The following is a 19590-nucleotide window of genomic DNA, read 5'->3' on the forward strand; positions in this document are numbered from 1 at the left end:
AGGCTGGTGCAGGAACCGAACATCTCGGCCCGGGAGAATCCTCGGGCGCAAGCAGATTGGTCAGAGTTTTGAAACTTGAGCTCAAAGGCATTACCAAGCGATTTGGCTCCTTGGTGGCCAACGATCACATTGACGTGGTGGTTGAGTCCGGACAAATTCATTGCCTCCTTGGCGAAAATGGTGCCGGTAAATCCACCCTTATGAATGTCCTTTACGGACTGTATGAGCCCAGCGAGGGACAAATCCTTGTTGACGACGAACCGGTGACCTTCCGCGGCCCCGGCGACGCCATGGCCGCAGGAATTGGTATGGTCCACCAGCACTTTATGTTGGTGCCCGTATTCACCGTGGCAGAGAACGTTGCACTCGGTGCCGAAGCGACGCGCGCGGGTGGATTCCTCAACCTAGATGCCACCCGGAAAAAGATCACTGAGATCTCAGACCGCTACGGCTTCGACGTGGACCCCGATGCCTTGGTTGAAGACCTCCCCGTGGGTGTACAGCAGCGCGTAGAAATCATCAAGGCACTAGTCCGCAACGCCAAGGTCCTGATCTTGGATGAGCCCACCGCAGTGCTCACCCCTCAAGAAACCGATGAGCTTCTGGACATCATGCGCCAGCTGAAGGCAAACGGCACCTCGATCGTCTTTATCTCCCACAAGCTGCGCGAGGTCAAAGCCGTCTCAGACGTTATAACAGTGATCCGCCGCGGCAAGGTGGTTGGCACGGCGGACCCTTCAGCCTCCACCACTGAACTCGCTTCGCTGATGGTGGGCCGTGCCGTGAACCTGACCTTAGACAAGGCGCCTGCTCAGCCTAAAGAAACCACGTTTAAGGTCAAGGACCTAGTGGTCGTTGCACCTAACGGGCAGCGCGTTGTTGACGGGGTGAGCTTTGATATTGCCCAAGGCGAGATTCTCGCCGTCGCGGGTGTTCAAGGTAACGGTCAGACTGAACTGACCGAAGCGATCTTGGGAATTCAAGAGCGCGCCACCGGCTCCGTCACCTTAGACGGTAAAGAACTGTTGGGCCGTCCGGTCAAAGAAGTATTGCGCGCAGGTGTGGGCTTTGTCCCGGAAGACCGCAAAGTGGATGGGCTAGTGGGTCCGTTCTCGGTGGCCGAAAACCTGGTTCTGGACCTCTATGACCGTGAACCTTTCGCTAAAGGTATTGGTATGAGCCCGGCAAAGGTGTTGGAAAACGCCAAGGCTAAGATCGATGAATTTGATATTCGCACCCCCTCAGCTGGTGCTGCAGCCGGAACGCTTTCCGGTGGAAACCAGCAAAAAGTAGTGATGGCGCGTGAGCTTTCCCGCCCGCTGCGATTGTTCATTGCCTCACAACCCACACGCGGTGTGGACGTAGGGTCGATCGAATTTTTGCACCGTCGTATTGTGGCTGAACGCGACGTAGGAACTCCGGTCATGATCGTCTCCACCGAGCTTGATGAAGTAGTTGAGCTGGCAGACCGGATTGCAGTTTTGTACAAGGGCAAGCTAGTAGGCATTGTTCCCGCTGGCACCGGCCGCGACGTGCTGGGCCTGATGATGGCTGGTCTTACGGCCGAGGAAGCGGAAAAGTCAGCCACAGATGTTGAAGGAGGCGCACATGTCTAAGGATTCGCAGCCACAAGCCGCGCAACCGCATGAGCCCCAAGCTGCAGTAACTGACAGTGCAGTAACTGACACTGCAGCTAGCGAGACAGCGGCCGCAGCCTCTCTGGACACCGCTGGCGGCAAAATGGAGCCCTCGATCATTCCGGTAAGCGCCCAATCCGGTGATCTTCCTGGTGGTCCCGACTCGGTGCTGAGAAAAATCTTCACCGGCGGAGGAATGGTTTCCGTCCTCGCTGTTTTCTTGGCACTGGTCCTCGGTGGTCTGTTGATCGCGAGCACGGACAAAACCGTGACACAGACAGCAACGTACCTCTTCGCCCGCCCAGGAGACTTCCTCTCCGCTGTGTGGAAAGCCGCAACGCAGTCCTATGTTGCGCTGTTCCAGGGCTCTGTCTTTAACCCCCGTGGTGCAGGCTTCGCAGGCCAATTTGGCCCGCTGATGGAAACCCTCACCATCGCCACTCCGCTGATCACCGCTGGTTTGGGTGTGGCCTTGGCGTTCCGTGCCGGCCTGTTCAACATTGGTGGCCAAGGACAGATCATTATGTCCGGCATAGTTGCCGCTTGGGTTGGCTTCGCTCTTCACTTGCCCGTGGGATTGCACTTGCTCTTGGTTCTTGTAGCCGGTGTCATCGCCGGTGCCCTGTGGGGCGGACTGGTCGGTTTCCTCAAGGCCCGCACTGGTGCCCACGAAGTGATCCTGACGATTATGTTCAACTACGTGGCGCTGTTCTTCTTGCGCTGGCTGCTAACCACCCCGGCGTTCCAACGTCCGGGGGAGACCAACCCGATTTCTCCGATCCTGGATTCTTCTGCCCTGTACCCGCAGATCTTGGGCAGCCAATTCCGGTTGCACTTGGGATTTGTGCTGGCTGTGGCCGCTACCGTTTTTGTGTGGTGGCTGCTGAACCGCTCCACCATTGGCTTTGAGTTCCGGGCCATTGGGGCAAACCCCAAAGCGGCCCAAACTGCAGGTATCAAGGTCCCCGGCGCCACGGTGCTGGTGATGGCCATTGCCGGTGCGCTCTCCGGTATGGCCGGTGTGGCCCAGGTTGCTGGTACTGAGAAAGTGCTCACGGACGGTGTTGCAGCTAGCTACGGTTTTGATGCCATCACCGTTGCTTTGCTGGGACGCTCTACCCCGTGGGGAACGTTCTTCGCCGGTCTCCTATTTGGTGCCTTCCGTGCCGGAGCTGTTCAAATGCAGATCCAAACGGGAACACCTATTGACATTGTTTTGGTGGTCCAGTCACTCATTGTGCTGTTCATCGCCGCCCCGCCGCTGGTCCGCGCCGTATTTGGCCTGAACCCACGCAAACCCAAAGCCCCTAAAAAGGCCAAAAAGTCCGCAACTACCGCAACCGCCAGCACCGGAGGTGCAGCATGAGCGCCACAACCGTAGCGCCCACCCAGAAGCCCGAGCACGGTAAGCGCGCGGCTGTGAACCTCAAACCCGTGGCCTGGAAAACACCGGTGATCCTCAGCGCCCTTGCACTGATTGCTCTGGTTTTCTTTGGCATCTTTGGCCCCAGTGAGTCAGCGGTTTTTGGCATCGCTGCCGATTCTGACTTTATTCAGTTGGCTCCACTGAGTGTTCCCGGCAAACCTGGCCTCCTGACTATGGCCCTTTTGATGGTGGTGTTGGCCGTATGGTCGGTACTACTGAAGCGTCAACACCGCGAGACACCCTTCTGGGCCATTGCAGTATTCAGTGTCCTCTTTGTGTTTTCCGCGTTGGTGGCAATGGTTGCCGGTGCCGAGCAGCACCAAATTTCCTTGGCGGGCCTGCTGGCCGGTTCGGTGACCTTGGCCGTGCCGCTGGTTTTCGGCTCCCTTTCGGGTGTGCTGTGTGAACGTGTTGGTGTAGTCAACATTGCCATCGAAGGTCAGCTTCTGGGTGGTGCCTTCACCGCAGCAATTGTTGGTTCGGTGACCAAAAACCCTTTTATGGGTTTGATTGCAGCTGCCGCAGCCGGCGCCCTTGTATCCATGGTTTTGGCACTATTCAGCATCAAATATGTGGTCAACCAGATCATTGTGGGTGTGGTTCTGAACGTGCTGGTCTCCGGCATCACCGGCTTCCTGTTCTCCACTGTGATGCAGGCCAACCCAGACCTTTTCAACCACCCCGGTCGCTTGCCCATCATTGACATTCCCGTCTTGTCCAGCATCCCGTTGATCGGTCCTATCCTGTTCAAACAGTCGGTGATCGGTTACTTGATGTACATCGCCGTGATTGCAGTGTGGATCGGCCTGTTCAAAACCAAGTGGGGATTGCGCGTGCGTGCCGTGGGTGAGCACCCGCAAGCAGCCGACACCATGGGTATCAAGGTCAACGTCACCCGTTTCTGGAACGTCACCCTCGGCGGTGCGATCGCCGGTATTGGTGGCGCCTACTTCACACTCGTTTCGATTGACTCCTTCACCAAGGAGATCTCTGGTGGCCGTGGCTTTATTGCCTTGGCAGCACTGATCTTTGGCCGTTGGAACCCGATCGGTGCGTTCTTCGCGGCGTTGCTCTTCGGCTTCGCTGACAACCTACAGTCCATCGTGACCATCATCGGTACCCCGGTGCCCAGCCAATTTATGGCCATGCTGCCCTACCTAGTCACGGTCCTTGCGGTTGCTGGACTGGTGGGCCGTTCGCGGCCACCGGCCGCTAGCGGCATACCGTACGTCAAAGGTTGAGTAGCGTGAGCCAGCACGACGGCGGCACTCAACTTCCGGCGTCGGACGCCTTGAGTGCCAACCACGTAATTGTGGCTAGCAGTGACCCGGTGGACTGGGACGCGCTGAAAAGCGCTGCCCAGGCTGCAATGGAACATGCCTATGCGCCCTATTCGAAGTTCAAAGTGGGTGCCGCTGCGTTAACCGATGATGGCCGAATCATCACCGGGTGCAATGTGGAAAATGCCAGCTATGGCCTCACTCTGTGTGCCGAATGTGCGCTTGTTGGCCAATTGCATTTGGGCGGCGGAGGACTGATCTCCGCGTTCTATTGTGTGGACGCAGCCGGCAATGTGCTGATGCCGTGCGGTCGCTGCCGTCAATTGCTCTACGAATTCCGTGCACCCGGAATGCATTTGATGACCACGCAAGGAATTAAAACCATGGACCAAGTGCTGCCAGACGCCTTTGGCCCAGAAAATCTTGTCTAACACCATTTCAGGAGTAGCAATGAGCGAGCAGTTCGACGCAGTGGACATCATCCGGATCAAACGCGATCGCGGAACCCTGAGCCCCGAACAAATCGACTGGACCATCGACGCGTACACGCGTGGAGTGATCGCTGACGAACAAATGTCCGCGTTGAACATGGCTATTTTGCTCAACGGAATGGACCGTGCTGAGATTTCCCGTTGGACTGCAGCGATGATCGCTTCGGGGGAGCGGATGGACTTCTCGAGCCTGCGCCGCCCCGACGGTGGGGTCAAAGCCACTTCGGACAAGCACTCCACCGGTGGTGTTGGTGACAAGATCACTCTGCCGCTAGCTCCCTTGGTGGCCGTTTTTGGTGTGGCAGTCCCCCAGCTCTCCGGTCGCGGCCTAGGGCACACTGGCGGAACCTTGGACAAGCTCGAATCCATCCCGGGGTGGCGCGCTGCACTGAGCAATGAAGAGATGCTCGCTCAGCTGCAAGACGTTGGAGCAGTCATTTGTGCAGCTGGCGCCGGGCTGGCTCCAGCGGACAAGAAACTTTACGCCCTGCGTGACGTCACCGGAACCGTGGAAGCCATCCCGCTGATCGCCTCCTCGATTATGAGCAAAAAGATCGCCGAAGGCACCGGTTCGCTGGTGTTGGACGTCAAGGTTGGTAGCGGCGCCTTTATGAAGGATGAAGCCCGTGCCCGCGAACTCGCCGAAACCATGGTGGCGCTGGGTAAGGACGCCGGTGTAAATACCGTTGCCCTGTTGACCAACATGAACACTCCCTTGGGCTTGACTGCAGGCAACGCCATTGAAGTGGAAGAGTCAGTAGAAGTCTTGGCCGGTGGCGGTCCGGAAGACGTAGTAGAACTAACGGTTCGCCTCGCCGAGGAGATGCTCCAGGCGGCTGGGGTCCACAACGCTGACCCGGGCGCGGCACTCAAGGATGGACGCGCCATGGACGTGTGGAACAGGATGATCGAAGCCCAAGGCGGGGATCCTCGTGCCAAGCTGCCGGTGGCGAAAGAGTCTGAAGTTGTTTACGCTCCAGCGGACGGTGTGCTGGTGGAACTTGATGCAATGGCAGTTGGCGTTGCTGCTTGGCGCTTGGGTGCAGGAAGGGCCCGCAAGGAAGACATTGTTCAGGCCGGTGCCGGTGTCCGAATGCACGCCAAGCCAGGTGCAACAGTGCGTGCTGGAGAGCCGCTGATGACGTTGCTGACGGATACACCGGAAAAGTTTGCGCGGGCCAAAGAGGCCCTGGCTGATGCCGTTGTTATTGCGGCTGACGGTGCACGTCCAGCCCAGCAACTGATTATCGACCGCATCGCCTAAAGCTCCATGCAAGCCATCAATGACTTCATTCTGGCTGCCGCAGGGCAGCCATGGGTGTTGTGGCTGGTTTTATTGTGCTGCCTGATCGACGGGTTTTTCCCTCCGGTCCCTAGCGAATCCGTTGTGGTTGGCCTGGCATCGGTGGCTGCCTCCGCCGGGTACCCGTCACCGTGGTTGTTGATGGTGGTGGCGGGCATCGGTGCCTTTGCCGGTGACAATATTGCGTACCAACTGGGGCAAAGCATTGGCACCACTCGGTGGCGGTGGATGCGCACTCACCGGCTTCAAAACGGTTTTCATTGGGCCCAACGGGAGCTCAACAGGCGTCCCGCTTCCTTGATTCTGGTGGCGCGCTTTATCCCGATCGGCAGAGTGGTTGTGAACTTGGTGGCGGGTGCTACCGGGTTCAAGCGCCAGCGCTTTGTCCTACTGACCGTGATTTCGGCGGTGGTTTGGTCCACCTATTCGGTGGCTCTGGGAATGTTTTTTGGCCAGTGGTTTGCCAGCAATCACCTGCTTGGTGTGGTGGTGGCGATCATCGGAGCGGTGGTCCTGGGGCTTGTCATTGACCGGGTGATCGGCAAGATCCGTGGACCGCTCAAAGAGGGATAGTGTCAGCCCCTGGTATGAGGATCAAACAGGCCCAAGATAGCTCTGTGGGTTGATGCGATTCCTCAGGCCAAGTCACTAGTGTTTGAAGTGTGCTCCCATCGGCTGAAAGCGTAGCGAACGACGCTCAAGCCGTGGGACACTAAAGCCGTTAACTTAAACACATTTCAGGAGCATCCCGGCGTGGAAATATTCAATGAGGCAATCCTCCACGCCGCCGGGCAGTGGTGGATTTATCCAGTCCTGATGTTCTTCTGTTTTATTGACGGATTCCTCCCCATTCTCCCGAGCGAAACCCTCATCGTTGCACTCGGTGCCCTTTCAGTGGGGAGTGGCGAACCAAACATGCTATTGGTGATGCTAGCCGGGGCTCTGGGCGCCATTGCCGGTGACAACATGGCCTACTTGCTGGGCCGCAAAATTGGTGTCGAACGTTTTGCCTGGATGCGCCGTCCACGCATTCAAAAGGCCCTCGGCTGGGCCCGCTATGAGCTAGACAAGCGCGGGGCCATGCTTATTTTCACCGCCCGTTACATTCCAGTGGGACGCGTGGCAGTCAACTGGATAGCTGGCACCACAGCCTACCCGCGCCGTCGTTTTGTGATTTTGGATATTTTGGCTTCGGTGACATGGGTGGCGTACTCGGCCGGAATCGGAATGCTGGCTGGGCGCTGGGTCCACAATCACCCGCTCTTGGGAGTGGCCATAGCGATCGTCTTCGCGATCATTTTGGGATTTGTAGTGGACCACGCCATAACGTTGCTCCACCGCTGGCGGGATAAAAAAGACGCTGAGCGTGCTGCACGGACAGCTGGTACCCCCGGATCCCACACACATGAAACGGTGGTAGACGCTACAACGGAGCCAGCCGCCGAAAAGCTGCAGCACGGAAAGTAGCGTTGTTCTCGCCGCGACTCTAGAGTGGGATGCGTGACTGAGCCTATTGTTGACGCCGCCCCTGCCCTTGACTTCGATCTGAAGTCCCTTCCCAAAGTTTCCCTCCACGACCACTTGGATGGCGGCCTGAGGCCTGCAACCATCATCGAGCTGGCCGCTGAAGTGGGACACACCCTGCCTTCCACCGATCCGGTGGCTTTGGGCGAGTGGTTCCGTGAGGCAGCAGACTCCGGTTCCTTGGTGCGCTATCTGGAAACTTTTGACCACACCATTGCCGTGATGCAGACCCGTGAGGGCTTGGCTCGCGTCGCTCGCGAATTCGTTGAAGATTTAGCGGACGACGGCGTGGTGTACGGCGAAGTGCGTTGGGCGCCTGAGCAGCACCTCACCAAGGGCCTTACCTTGGACGAAGTTGTTGAGGCAGTCCAAGAAGGGCTCGAAGCCGGAATGGAAGCCGTTGAGGCTACTGGCCGCGACATCCAAGTTGGCCAGCTGATCACAGCAATGCGCCATGCAGACCGCGGCCAGGAGATCGCCGAGTTGGCTGTTCGCCACCGCGACCATGGCGCTGTTGGTTTTGACATTGCTGGTGCCGAAGACGGCTTTTTGCCGTCTCGCTTTAAGGAAGCCTTCACCTACTTGGCGGAAAACAACTTCCCTGCCACGGTGCATGCCGGCGAGGCAGCTGGGCTGGAAAGTATCCAGTCCGCGCTGGTAGACGGACGCGCGCTGCGCTTGGGACACGGCGTGCGTATCGCTGAGGACATTACAGTGGAGTTCGACGACGAGGTAGTCGTCGAGGCTGAGGTAGAAGAGGACGTTGCAGAAGACGCAGCCGACGTCAATGACTTTGACGAGGATGCAACTGTTGGAATGGTGACGCTTGGTCGTCTTGCGAGCTGGGTCCGCGACCGCGGCATCGCGCTGGAGATCTGCCCGTCATCAAACCTTCAGACCGGAGCTGTTGCTCAGTTCGGCGGGGACATTGCCAGCCACCCCATCGACATGCTGTACCAAACTGGCTTCAACGTCACCATCAACACTGACAACCGTTTGATGTCCGGTGTAACACTTACGGACGAGTTTGAGCTGTTGGTGGAAACCTTCGACTACGATCTTGACGATCTGCTGGAGCTCACGCTCAACGCAGCCGAGGCAGCTTTCTTGCCTCTCGAAGAGAAGGAAGCACTCGTGGAATACATCAACGAGGCCTACAACAACCTGGCGTAATAGCTGATGAGTGAGGACGTTCCCGCTATTGAGCGGCTCATCAACACCATTGCAGCCCTCCGCGAGCATTGCCCGTGGATGCGAGGGCAGAGCCACGAGTCTCTTGTGGAGTATCTGCTCGAGGAAGCCTACGAAGTGGTGGAAACTATTGAAGCCGGGCCCGGTGGGATGGTGGATGATGAGTTGCGCGGTGAACTCGGGGACGTCCTCCTCCAAGTTGTACTTCACGCACGGTTAGCCCAAGAGCGTGGAAGCTTTGACTTCTCGGATGTGGCCGAGGTGATCAACCAGAAAATGGTTCGACGCAATCCACACGTATTCCGGGCCGATGGAACGCTGCAGTGCACGTTCCCCACGAGTCTTGATCAAGTGGTGAAAAGCTACGACGGCGTGAAAAACGCCGAGACGCCAGAGCGTCGGGATCCCTTTGCAGGAATCCCGGCGCAATTGCCGGCTCTGGCACTGGCAGCCAAAATACTTGACCGCGCCCAGCGGAACGATATTGAGTTCGACACCGTCGAGTTAAGCACCGTTCCGTTAGCCGCTCCTCAGTTTAAAAGCGAAGCTGAGCTAGGGGAGTACCTTTTTGCTCTTGTGGCTCAAGCAAGCTCTACTGGCTTTGACGCAGAACGTGCCCTCCGGACTTCAGCTCGGAGCAAGCTGGGTGCTCTTCAAAAACCCGTTACCGATTCTTAGTTTGCTCCTTAGTCAGCGAGCAACTTGTAGATAGTTCGGCGAGCCTCGTCGAGTGCCTCGATGGTGGCTTGGAGTTTCTCCTCGGTGCCATCGATGCCGATTTGGTGCACTGCGCCCATCAATTTTCCGATGCTCAGTTTGAGGTCTTGGCCCACGCCGGCCTCTTGGTTAACTTCTTCCCAAACGGCTGCAAGCTCTGAAGCGTGTTCAACGGTGTGAGCTTTGCCGTCCTCGGTGAGCGCAAATTCCGTGCGACGTCCTTCACCAACTGACTCGATGAGTCCTTCGGCCTGAAGCGCTGACAATGCCGGGTATACGGATCCTGGGCTGGGCCGCCAAGCGCCGTCCGTGTGGGCGGCGATGGATTTGATGAGCCCGTAGCCGTTCTCGGGGGACTGGCTCAAGAGGGACAAAATGGCGTTGCGGACGTTTCCCTTGCGGACTCGTCCGCCGGGGCCGAAGGGGGAGCGGCCGCCGAAGGGGCCGGGACCTCCAAAACCAGGTCCGGCAAAACCAGGTCCGGCAAAACCTTGTCCGCCGAAGGGTCCTGGACCGCCAAAACCTTTGCCGCCGAAGCCGGGCCCGCCAAAGCGCCCGCCGCGGCCGTGATTGGGGCGTTCTTCGCTTTCCGGGAAGCCAGCTTCGTCGCGATGGCCGTGTTCGCCGTCGTGGTGGTGCATGGCGTGTGCCATTTCGTGAAACTCGTGATGTTTTTTGTGGTGATGCTTACGCATGGTGTGCTCGATTCTTAGTAGTTGACCCGGCTTTCTGTTGTCGCGTCGATATACCAACGATATATCGCTATGTTCTGGTGCGTCAACACTTGCTGCTTTAGAGCTGTCCACAACTAGATACATCTGGACATACACTCACGCATCGTCGGTCTAAGCGCTAGGCTGGTGGATGGACAATGCCGTCGCACAATTTCCGTCAGTACGCTCAGAACAGGAGCACCTTCATGGCGCTTATCGATGCCATTCACGCCCGCGAGATCCTTGATTCCCGCGGCAACCCCACCGTAGAAGTTGAGGTCCTGCTTTCGGACGGCTCAATGGGCCGCGCAGCAGTACCCTCCGGTGCATCCACCGGCGAGCACGAAGCCGTGGAGCTCCGCGACGAAGACAAGGGCCGTTACCTGGGCAAGGGAGTCCAGAAAGCAGTAGAAGCCGTTCTCGAGAAGATCGGCCCGGCGCTCGAAGGTTTCGACGCTACCGACCAGCGCAGCATCGATCAGGCCATGATCGACCTCGATGGCACCCCGAACAAGGGTAAGCTCGGCGCAAACGCCATCTTGGGCGTCTCACTCGCCGTTGCTAACGCTGCAGCAGCTTCCGCTGACCTGCCGTTGTACAAGTACCTCGGTGGCCCGAACGCACACGTTTTGCCGGTTCCGCTGATGAATATCCTCAATGGTGGTTCACACGCTGATTCTGACGTAGACATCCAGGAATTTATGGTTGTTCCCCTGGGCGCAGAGACCTTCTCCGAAGGCTTGCGCTGGGGCGTTGAGGTTTACCACTCCTTGAAGTCGGTGCTCAAGGAAAAGGGCTTGGCTACCGGTCTTGGCGACGAGGGTGGTTTCGCACCGAACCTGCCGTCCAACCGTGCAGCCCTTGACCTCATCCAGGAAGCCATCACCCGCGCGGGCTACACCCCGGGCAAGGACATCGGTTTAGCTCTGGACGTTGCTTCCTCTGAGTTCTTCAAGGACGGTGCCTACCAGTTCGAAGGCAAGGCTTTGACGGCTGCAGACATGAGCGCTTACTACGCTGAGCTCGTTGCTGACTACCCCTTGGTGTCCATCGAAGACCCGTTGGACGAGAACGACTGGGACGGCTGGAAGACACTCACCGATGCTATTGGTGACAAAGTCCAGCTGGTTGGCGATGATCTCTTTGTTACCAACCCGGAGCGTCTGCAGCAGGGCGTGGATTCCAAGACCGCTAACTCCCTCTTGGTTAAGGTCAATCAGATCGGTTCTTTGACCGAGACTTTGGATGCTGTATCCCTCGCTCAGCGCGCTGGCTACACCACCATCACCTCCCACCGCTCCGGCGAGACCGAGGACACCACCATCGCTGACATTGCGGTGGCCACCAACGCAGGCCAGATCAAGACCGGCGCTCCGGCCCGCTCCGAACGCGTTGCCAAGTACAACCAGCTCCTGCGCATCGAAGAAGAGCTCGACGATGCCGCACGCTACGCCGGTCGCAGCGCCTTCCCGCGTTTCAAGGGCTAGTAGCAAGAGTTTTTCTCCAGCGGTGGCTATGGTGGAACAGACCATGGCCGCCGCTGGCTTTTAACCGCCGCAGCAGACTGGCGCTCAGATTCACTGCTTGACCTAAGGAGAACGCATTGGCAACCCGCCGTCCTAAGGTTCCACGCGCCTCGGTGCTTGGTACCGGCCCGGCAAGCCATTCGGCCGGGCGTAAGCCAACTTTTTCCGGAACTTCTGGTCATTCGACAAAAGCCGATTTGGATACCGCCAAGCGCGAAACCGAAGCTCAGATCATTCAGGGTAACTTCGGTGATCGCCCGTCCTCTTCACCTGTAGGGGCAACAAAAAGCACACGAATCGCTGGGGTGAGTGCCACCAAACACTCCGGCCATTCAGAGGGCAGCAGTCATTCTGACAGCGCCGGAAATTTCACCGGCACGAGCAAGCCCATTGGTACCAACAAGGCTGGCGCTCCCAAGGCTGGCGCTGACAAGACCAGCGGCAGCAAGTCAGGTACCAGCAGTTCCAAGGGTGGCAACAAGTCCACCGAGGCGGCTACGCCGGTTCCAGCACGCGCGTTCTCTGGACGGCTCCTTGCCTTGGCTGTGGTGATGATTGCAATCACCGTGCTGTTGGCACCCACGGTCAAAATCTGGTGGGAACAACGCAGCCAGATTTCAGCGCTCGAAGCGGACATTGCAGCTAAAAAAGCGCAACAGAACGATCTCAATTCTCAAGTTTCCCGGTGGGAGGACCCTGCCTTCGTTCGGCAGCAGGCCCGTGACCGGATTAACATGGTGATGCCGGGTGAGACCAGTTACTGGGTGTTTGGAGCCGATCCCGGTTCCACCGAGACAACACCCACAACAACCTCCACTACGCCTACACCCACGGACCTGCCCTGGACCGAGCAGTTATGGCAGTCCATTAAGCGTTCGGCAACAGACTAGACGCGGTTCCCGCCGCTGTGACCTCCCTTCCGGAGGTAAATGGGAAGGAAGAGAAGTCGTGAGCGATTCAATGGGCGCTGAACAAGTCCAAGAGCGTACACCTACACCCCGCGATCTTGACGTTTTGAGCCGTCAATTGGGCCGGCCGGTACGTGACGTTGTTGAGATTCCTGCGCGCTGTGTGTGTGGCAATCCCTTGGTTGCGGCCACGGCTCCGCGCTTGGGTAACGGAACTCCTTTCCCCACAACTTTCTACCTCACCCACCCGGTGATCACCTCGGCTGTCTCTCGTCTTGAGGCCAACGGCATGATGAATGAGCTCAACGCTGAGCTGCTTGGCGATCCCGAGCTTGCAGCCGCTCATCGCTCGGCCCATAACGCATACTTATCTGCGCGCGAGCTCATCGGTGAGCGTAGTGGGATTGGTGCTGTACCGGAGATCGATGGGATTTCCGCAGGCGGTATGCCTGAACGGGTCAAGTGCTTGCACGTTTTGGTTGGCCATTCCTTGGCTGCTGGTCCTGGTGTGAACGTTTTAGGTGACCGTGCGCTCGCTGCGATCGAGCCGTGGTGGACGCGTGATCGTTGTTATTGCGAGGGGGCTTGGGACACTGAGGGGCAAGCACCTTCAAAGGACTTGAGCCGTCACGGTCCTCAAGGCCGTCCGGATTTGGTGGGCCGTGAAGCGCCTGTGCGTTCCAGCGCAGTGAAGGTAAGTGAGCGTGTGGCTGCGATTGACTGCGGCACCAACTCCATCCGCTTGCTGATTGCGGACCGAAGCGATGCCGGTGCGCTCAGCGATGTGGTGCGTGAAATGAAAGTGGTGCGTCTAGGCCAAGGCGTGGATGCCACGGGAGAGCTTGCGCCTGAAGCTCTGGAGCGTACCTTTGCTGCAGCGAAGGACTATGCAGACTTGATCCGCGAGCATAGTGCTGTGGGAACACGTTTTGTGGCAACGTCTGCCAGCCGAGACGCTCGGAACCGCAAAGTTTTTGTGGATGGAATTAAGGATCTGCTGGGAGTTGAACCCGAGGTCATTTCCGGGGATGAAGAGGCAGCACTGTCCTTCGCTGGAGCGGCAAGTGTGCTGCCAGCCCTGGGCGCCAAGCCAGTGCTGGTAGTGGATTTGGGCGGTGGCAGCACCGAGTTTGTTGTAGGAAATTCCGACGGCGTGATCGCCGCACGCTCGGTAGACATCGGTTGCGTGCGCATCACCGAACGGCACCTCAAGAGTGACCCGCCCACCGAGGCTGAGATTATGGCCGCTCAGCATGACATCAATGCGGCCATCGACCTGGCTGCCTCCGTAGTACCCTTGGAATCGGCTGCCACGGTGGTGGGTGTAGCCGGTTCGATCACCACCATTACAGCTCACGTTCTGGGATTGAAGTCCTATGATTCGGTCGCCATTCATGGCCAAGACGTGAGCTTCGATGACGCCATTGCCGCCTGCACCGAGCTGCTGGGAATGACTCGTGATGCTCGTGCCCAGCTTGGCTACATGCACCCGGGCCGTATTGATGTGATTGGTGCTGGAGCACTCGTTTGGCGGACCATTCTTGAGCGCTTGCGTGAGGTCAGTAATGGCACCCTGAGTAGCGCTGTTACCAGTGAGCACGACATATTGGATGGCATTGCTTTGAGTGTTGCAGCTGGAGCGCGTCCGTGATTTCCGCCGTCAGGTCCGCTGCGGTTGAGTCACCAAAAGCTTGTAAGTCTTTGGCGATGAGCTCGGCGATAGCAGTCTTGACTCTGGTGGGAGCGATGATCTCTGCTGGTCCCGCTGCTGCGGACAGCATCCGGGACAAAGAGTATTGGCTCGGAGAATACGGCATTACCAAGGCGTGGGATGCTTCCAAGGGCGCTGGCGTTAAAGTTGCGGTGATTGACAGCGGTATAGACGGTAAACACCCGGATTTGAAGGGTGCTGTTGTGGGCGGGACTGATGTCTCGGGCGCTGGCGACTCCAAGGGGGAGAAGCCCATTGGCGCCAAACCCGAGCACGGAACACTTGTGGCCACCATGCTTGCAGGGCGAGGGCATTCAACGCCAACACCCAGCGCAAGTGCCAGCGCGTCGCCGTCGGCCACCCCTAGCAAACCCGCAGTAGGCAACGGCCTTGACGGCATAATTGGTGTAGCTCCAGAGGCTGAAATACTCTCGGTGTCTACCTGGCTGGGGTCACCGAATCCCGGTGGGCCTAGCGATCAGGAGCAGATTCCAGCCGCAGTGCGTTGGGCAGTGGACCATGGCGCTAAGGTCATCAATATCTCGCTCGGTTCCACCTCGCCTGAATGGCCGCAGAGCTGGGATGCTGCCTTCCTTTATGCAGAGCAAAAGGATGTTGTGGTGGTTGCCGCAGCCGGCAACCGGCAAGGTGGCAACGTTCAGGTAGGCGCTCCTGCAACAATTCCCGGCGTCCTAACCGTTGCGGGCTTGGACCGGAAGCGAATTGCGAGCATTGACTCTTCGTCTCAAGGCATCAGCATTGGTGTTGCGGCCCCAGCCGAAGACCTTGCCGGTGGTATGCCAGGTGGGCAGTACGCTCAATGGGCCGGGACCTCAGGGGCTGCCCCGATTGTTTCTGGTGTAGCTGCTTTGATCCGCTCGAAGTACCCGGACATGAGCGCGAAACAAGTCATCAACCGGATCATCTCTACGGCCAAAGATGCTGGAACCCCAGGCAAGGACCCTATTTATGGCTACGGGATCCTGGATGCTGAGGCAGCGGTTAAAGCCACCGTTCCAGAGGTCAAGACCAATCCCTTGGGCTCGATCGCCGAATGGATTCGGGTTCACCGCAGGGGAGTGCTGGACACACCAAGTGCTCAACCAAGTTCGGTTCAAGCCGCGCCTACACCCACGCTCAAGGACCCCAAAGCACCTGTTGCTGCAGCGCCCTCTGAGATAGATGCAACTCTTCCGGCTGCTGTGGTGATTGGCTTCGCTGCGCTGATCTTGGCGATCCTGATCGGTGCCGGCGTGCACTTGTGGAGGGCAGCCCGTAGGCCCATTCAAGGCGGTGCTCATCCGGGGGATGGGACTGACGCTTCCTCGATTGACGTAGTAAAAGATTCACCCAAAGATAGTTAGTGAAGATTTTCACAAACTAGGCTATCCTTAAGTTATGGCAACCACTATGCAGATCTCTGCCCCTCAACTCCAGGACCGTCCCCGCGTGCTCGTGGTAGGCGGTGGCTACGTCGGTCTGTACGTAGCCCTCAAGCTCCAGAAGAAGATTGCAAACGCTGGCGGAATCGTCACTCTCGTTGACCCGCTGCCCTACATGACCTACCAGCCGTTCCTCCCCGAGGTGGCCGGTGGAAACATCGAGGCCCGTCACGCCGTTGTATCCCACCGTCAGCACCTCAAGCAGACGGAACTGATCCAAGGCCGTGTGACCTCCATTGACCACGCCAACCGCAAGGCGGTTGTAGCACCTGCAGATGGCGGCGCACCGTTTGAAGTTCCGTACTTTGACGTTGTACTGGCAGCTGGCGCCATCACGCGTACCTTCCCGATCCCGGGCCTTGCGGACAAGGGCATCGGCCTCAAGACCATCGAAGAAGCCGTCGCTCTGCGCAACAAGGTCCTCAACAAGATCGAGCTTGCTTCCACCATGACCAACCCGGAAGAGCGCAAGGCCGCTCTGACGTTTGTGGTTGTAGGTGGCGGGTTCGCTGGTATTGAAGCCATCACCGAACTTGAAGACATGGCTCGCCAGGCCGTTGGTGAGAACTCCCGCGTTGATCAGAGTGAGATCCGCTTTGTTCTGGTTGAGGCCATGGGCCGCATTATGCCTGAGGTTACCGCCGAGCAGGCTGAATGGGTTGTTGAGCACTTGCGCAGCCGCGGCATCGAGGTTCTCCTGAACACCTCCCTTGCTGACGCTTCTGACAAGCTCAAGCTCATCAACATGGCAGACAAGTCTGACGCTGGCGAGTTCGCTGCTGACACCCTCATCTGGGCCGCCGGTGTGCAGGCTAACCCGATGGTTCGTTCCACCGACTTCCCGCTGGAACCGCGTGGCCGTGTCAAGGTCCTTGCTGACCTGCGCATCGGTGGCGACGAAGGCATTGTGGAGAACGCTTGGGCCGCTGGTGACGTTGCGGCAGTGCCGGACCTCACGGGTAAGGGTCTGCCGGACAATACTTGTGTTCCGAACGCTCAGCACGCTCTGCGCCAAGCCAAGCTCCTGGCCAAGAATCTCTGGGCTTCTCGCTGGGACAAGGAACTGAAGGACTACAAGCACAAGAACCTTGGTGCTGTGGCCGGTTTCGGTTCTTGGAAGGGCGTAGCGAACATCAACCTCTTGGGCCGCATTGGTCTCAAGGGCCCCCTCGCATGGATCGCACACCGCGGCTACCACGGTATGGCCATGCCTACGTTCGAGCGTAAGTTCCGCGTTGTTGGCGGCTGGTTCCTGAGTCTGTTCTCGGGCCGCGACACCACCCAGCTGTTGGACCTGGACAACCCGCGTGGCGCCTTCGTGGCTGCGGCTACTCCGGCCCCTAAGCCTGCTGCTGCTCCGGCCGCCGCTGAGCCGAAGGCTGATGCTGCAAAGGCTGAGCCGGCTAAGGCTGAGGCAGCTAAGTAGCATTCCGCAAAACTACAAGCACAACGTTCGACGGCGTTCGCCCCCTCTGGTGGGGCGGGCGCCGTCGTTCTTTTAAAGAATCTCCTGGCCGCCCGTAGGTGGGGTGGCCGCAGCGCAAGAGAATTTCGGCTAACATATTTCAGGCGCCCCTGTATCCCAATTGGCAGAGGAATTCGACTTAAAATCGAAGTGTTGTGGGTTCAAGTCCCACCAGGGGCACAACTGAATATGCGCTACAAAAATGGACATTCGCACCCGGGATTCTGGATGCGAATGTCCATTTTTGTAGCGAAAAGTGTGCAAACGAACGAGAGTTACAAGGATGTGACCTGAATCACTTATATCCTTGCCGGATATCGACTACTTTGTTGCTTACTCAGGAACACCTGAGCATTCGTATCAAAGGACGTTCGCACCTTTCGATCGAGGAGATCCTTAATGATTGCAACTCCCAAGGCTGCCTCTCGCACGGCGCGTCTTGCCGTTCTAGGTGTAGGCGTGGCCATGCTGGCCAGCGCTTGCGGCGGTTCCTCAACCCCCGCAGCTAGTGAATCGTCCTCGGCTCCGGCCGCAACGGGCATCTCTTGCCCGGCACCCTCTAGCGCAGCAGCTGCAAGTTCGGCTGCCGCCGCCAACACCGGTGCCGTTCCGGCATCCACTACTACTAGCCCCACCCCGTTGAAGATCGGCTCATTGTTGCCGACTACCGGTTCGCTCGCATTCCTCGGCCCACCAGAAATTGCTGGTGTGAACCTTGGTATCAAGGAAGTTAACGCAGCTGGTGGTGTTCTGGGCCACCCGGTTCAGGCCATTCACCGGGATTCTGGTGACACCAAGACTGACATTGCAACGCAGTCCACCACTGCCCTCTTGGGTTCAGGTGTGAGCGCAATTATTGGTGCAGCATCTTCTGGTGTCTCCAAGACCGTGATCAACCAGATCACTGGTGCAGGCGTTATCCAGTTCTCCCCGGCCAACACTTCCCCTGACTTCACCACTTGGGATGACAAAGGACTGTACTGGCGTACTGCACCCTCGGATGTACTCCAGGGCAAGGTCCTCGGAAACTACATGGCCTCTTGCGGCGCCCAGACCATCGGCATGATCGTTCTTAACGATGCCTACGGAACTGGTCTGCAGAAGAACGTCAAGGAAGCATTCGAGGCTGCTGGTGGCAAGGTTGTGGCTGAGGAACTCTTCAACGAAGGTGACTCTCAGTTCAGCTCGCAGGTAGACAAGGTGATGGCTGCCAAGCCGGATGCCATCGCACTGATTACCTTCGACCAAGCAAAGTCGATTGTTCCGTTGCTGACGGGTAAGGGCATCAAGCCCACCCAGTTGTTTATGGTGGACGGTAATACCTCTGACTACAGCAAGGACTTCAAGGCAGGCACTCTTGAAGGTGCTCAGGGAACTATCCCCGGCACCTTTGCTAAGGATGACTTCAAGAAGTCGCTCTTGGCCATTGATCCGTCACTCAAGGATTACAGCTACGCGGGCGAATCCTACGATGCTGTGAACCTCATTTCTTTGGCTTCTGAGGCTGCAAAGTCCACCAAGGGTACGGATATCGCCAAGCAGCTCAAAGCGGTCTCTGAAGGCGGCGAGAAGTGCTACGACTTCGCTTCCTGTGTCACACTGCTCCGCAATGGTAAGGACATTGACTACGACGGCAAGTCCGGTCCGGTGACCTTCTCCGACGCTGGTGATCCTACCGAGGCTTACATCGGTATCTACCAGTACCAGAATGACAACAGCTACAAGCCGGTCAAGGAAGAGTTCGGCAAGCTCTAAGAGCCCCGCTTCCTCAAACCATTGAAGGCCCCTCTCCCGCAACGCGCGGGGGAGGGGCCTTCTGCTGTTTACGGATGAGTGGCAGCTAGGAATACGACTGGCAGCTAGGAATACAAGGGCCGGCAGTAGGCTACGAGCGAACCACACAGAAACCATCACCGGCGACATGTCTCCGAGGGGTCTGGGCATCGGCGTCATCATGGCCGCCGGCGCCGCACCACCGTTCAGGGACCAGATACGTGTGCACACTGCGAGTAACGCAGACGCTTACGACGACGGGCCACACCCAGGGCGTCAAGCCCCCTGCCAGGCTGGCCGCCAGCACTCCGCCGATCACGCTGCCGATCACGCTGCTTCGCCTCGTCGCGTTCCCAAGCACCTATGGTGATGGAGCCTCATGAGCGTTACGTGATGCAGTGCAGATCATTGCGCCAAAGGCCGCCCCTATAGCTGCGTCCCGGTCCGAAGCTGCATGCCCGAGAGTCTAGAGTGTGGAATGCG

Annotated in this window: 17 protein-coding genes, 1 tRNA gene and 1 pseudogene; 18 read left to right on the forward strand and 1 reads right to left on the reverse strand. The window is 58.1% G+C overall.

From position 1 onward, the window contains the following. Positions 1-68: 68 nt before the first annotated feature. The 9 genes from ACQR35_RS07095 (at position 69) to ACQR35_RS07135 (ending at position 9530) form a co-directional block, all read left to right on the forward strand. A complete protein-coding gene (locus ACQR35_RS07095; RefSeq protein ID WP_430269634.1) occupies positions 69-1616 on the forward strand; it encodes an ABC transporter ATP-binding protein in 1548 nt (515 codons plus the stop codon). Further along, positions 1609-3003, forward strand: coding sequence for an ABC transporter permease (locus ACQR35_RS07100; RefSeq protein WP_430269635.1), 1395 nt, complete (start codon positions 1609-1611; stop codon positions 3001-3003). Before ACQR35_RS07095 ends, ACQR35_RS07100 begins: the two co-directional genes overlap by 8 nt. Beyond that, on the forward strand, positions 3000-4304 hold the full coding sequence (locus ACQR35_RS07105) for an ABC transporter permease (protein ID WP_430266902.1): 1305 nt from the start codon (positions 3000-3002) through the stop codon (positions 4302-4304). Before ACQR35_RS07100 ends, ACQR35_RS07105 begins: the two co-directional genes overlap by 4 nt. 71 nt (positions 4305-4375) lie before the next feature. After that, on the forward strand, positions 4376-4774 hold the full coding sequence (locus ACQR35_RS07110) for a cytidine deaminase (RefSeq protein ID WP_430267028.1): 399 nt from the start codon (positions 4376-4378) through the stop codon (positions 4772-4774). A 19-nt stretch (positions 4775-4793) separates the two neighbouring features. Beyond that, the gene (locus ACQR35_RS07115; RefSeq protein ID WP_430266903.1) at positions 4794-6098 is read left to right on the forward strand and encodes a thymidine phosphorylase; all 1305 of its coding nucleotides are present in this window, start codon (positions 4794-4796) and stop codon (positions 6096-6098) included. A gap of 6 nt (positions 6099-6104) precedes the next feature. Then, complete coding sequence (locus ACQR35_RS07120; RefSeq protein WP_430269636.1) at positions 6105-6710, forward strand: DedA family protein; 606 nt, start codon at positions 6105-6107, stop codon at positions 6708-6710. A 180-nt stretch (positions 6711-6890) separates the two neighbouring features. Further along, positions 6891-7604 carry a DedA family protein gene (locus tag ACQR35_RS07125; RefSeq protein ID WP_430269637.1) on the forward strand — a complete coding sequence of 238 codons (714 nt, stop codon included), beginning with the start codon at positions 6891-6893 and terminating at the stop codon, positions 7602-7604. A 33-nt stretch (positions 7605-7637) separates the two neighbouring features. Beyond that, positions 7638-8834: an adenosine deaminase gene (locus ACQR35_RS07130; RefSeq protein ID WP_430269638.1), complete on the forward strand. Its 1197-nt coding sequence runs from the start codon at positions 7638-7640 to the stop codon at positions 8832-8834. Positions 8835-8840: 6 nt separating this feature from the next. Then, positions 8841-9530: a MazG nucleotide pyrophosphohydrolase domain-containing protein gene (locus ACQR35_RS07135; RefSeq protein WP_430269639.1), complete on the forward strand. Its 690-nt coding sequence runs from the start codon at positions 8841-8843 to the stop codon at positions 9528-9530. 8 nt (positions 9531-9538) lie between these two features. On the opposite strand, the gene ACQR35_RS07140 is transcribed toward ACQR35_RS07135, so the two are convergent. Further along, positions 9539-10264, reverse strand: coding sequence for a PadR family transcriptional regulator (locus tag ACQR35_RS07140; RefSeq protein WP_430269640.1), 726 nt, complete (start codon positions 10262-10264; stop codon positions 9539-9541). Positions 10265-10488: 224 nt separating this feature from the next. Between ACQR35_RS07140 and eno the strand changes: the two genes are divergently transcribed. The 9 genes and pseudogenes from eno to ACQR35_RS07185 all read left to right on the forward strand — a co-directional run bounded on the left by eno (position 10489) and on the right by ACQR35_RS07185 (position 19477). Beyond that, positions 10489-11769, forward strand: a complete 1281-nt coding sequence (gene eno / locus ACQR35_RS07145) for a phosphopyruvate hydratase (protein WP_430266909.1) — start codon at positions 10489-10491, stop codon at positions 11767-11769. Positions 11770-11885: 116 nt separating this feature from the next. Beyond that, positions 11886-12698, forward strand: coding sequence for an FtsB family cell division protein (locus ACQR35_RS07150; RefSeq protein ID WP_430269641.1), 813 nt, complete (start codon positions 11886-11888; stop codon positions 12696-12698). Between the two features lie 70 nt (positions 12699-12768). Continuing rightward, positions 12769-13401 (forward strand): annotated as a pseudogene (locus tag ACQR35_RS07155) (DUF501 domain-containing protein); the annotation flags it as partial. 21 nt (positions 13402-13422) lie between these two features. Further along, positions 13423-14367 carry an exopolyphosphatase gene (locus ACQR35_RS07160; RefSeq protein ID WP_430269709.1) on the forward strand — a complete coding sequence of 315 codons (945 nt, stop codon included), beginning with the start codon at positions 13423-13425 and terminating at the stop codon, positions 14365-14367. 56 nt (positions 14368-14423) lie between these two features. Further along, positions 14424-15791: a S8 family serine peptidase gene (locus ACQR35_RS07165; protein ID WP_430269642.1), complete on the forward strand. Its 1368-nt coding sequence runs from the start codon at positions 14424-14426 to the stop codon at positions 15789-15791. Positions 15792-15825: 34 nt separating this feature from the next. Further along, on the forward strand, positions 15826-17295 hold the full coding sequence (locus ACQR35_RS07170) for an NAD(P)/FAD-dependent oxidoreductase (RefSeq protein ID WP_430269643.1): 1470 nt from the start codon (positions 15826-15828) through the stop codon (positions 17293-17295). Positions 17296-17440: 145 nt separating this feature from the next. Beyond that, positions 17441-17514: transfer RNA gene (locus ACQR35_RS07175), tRNA-Leu, on the forward strand. 219 nt (positions 17515-17733) lie between these two features. Next, on the forward strand, positions 17734-19089 hold the full coding sequence (locus ACQR35_RS07180) for an ABC transporter substrate-binding protein (protein ID WP_430266913.1): 1356 nt from the start codon (positions 17734-17736) through the stop codon (positions 19087-19089). Positions 19090-19255: 166 nt separating this feature from the next. Then, on the forward strand, positions 19256-19477 hold the full coding sequence (locus ACQR35_RS07185) for a hypothetical protein (protein WP_430269644.1): 222 nt from the start codon (positions 19256-19258) through the stop codon (positions 19475-19477). Positions 19478-19590 lie beyond the last annotated feature (113 nt).

The sequence above is a fragment of the Pseudarthrobacter sp. J1738 genome, assembly GCF_050490315.1.
Lineage (GTDB): Bacteria > Actinomycetota > Actinomycetes > Actinomycetales > Micrococcaceae > JBNPEO01.

Excerpts from the sequence above, each read along its gene's own strand:
- ACQR35_RS07180 (WP_430266913.1), top strand. The coding sequence starts at position 17,734 with ATGATTGCAACTCCCAAGGCTGCCTCTCGCACGGCGCGTCTTGCCGTT.
- ACQR35_RS07115 (WP_430266903.1), top strand. The coding sequence starts at position 4,794 with ATGAGCGAGCAGTTCGACGCAGTGGACATCATCCGGATCAAACGCGAT.
- ACQR35_RS07165 (WP_430269642.1), top strand. The coding sequence starts at position 14,424 with ATGAGCTCGGCGATAGCAGTCTTGACTCTGGTGGGAGCGATGATCTCT.
- ACQR35_RS07140 (WP_430269640.1), bottom strand. The coding sequence starts at position 10,264 with ATGCGTAAGCATCACCACAAAAAACATCACGAGTTTCACGAAATGGCA.
- ACQR35_RS07135 (WP_430269639.1), top strand. The coding sequence starts at position 8,841 with ATGAGTGAGGACGTTCCCGCTATTGAGCGGCTCATCAACACCATTGCA.
- ACQR35_RS07185 (WP_430269644.1), top strand. The coding sequence starts at position 19,256 with ATGTCTCCGAGGGGTCTGGGCATCGGCGTCATCATGGCCGCCGGCGCC.
- eno (WP_430266909.1), top strand. The coding sequence starts at position 10,489 with ATGGCGCTTATCGATGCCATTCACGCCCGCGAGATCCTTGATTCCCGC.
- ACQR35_RS07100 (WP_430269635.1), top strand. The coding sequence starts at position 1,609 with ATGTCTAAGGATTCGCAGCCACAAGCCGCGCAACCGCATGAGCCCCAA.
- ACQR35_RS07120 (WP_430269636.1), top strand. The coding sequence starts at position 6,105 with ATGCAAGCCATCAATGACTTCATTCTGGCTGCCGCAGGGCAGCCATGG.
- ACQR35_RS07105 (WP_430266902.1), top strand. The coding sequence starts at position 3,000 with ATGAGCGCCACAACCGTAGCGCCCACCCAGAAGCCCGAGCACGGTAAG.
- ACQR35_RS07170 (WP_430269643.1), top strand. The coding sequence starts at position 15,826 with ATGGCAACCACTATGCAGATCTCTGCCCCTCAACTCCAGGACCGTCCC.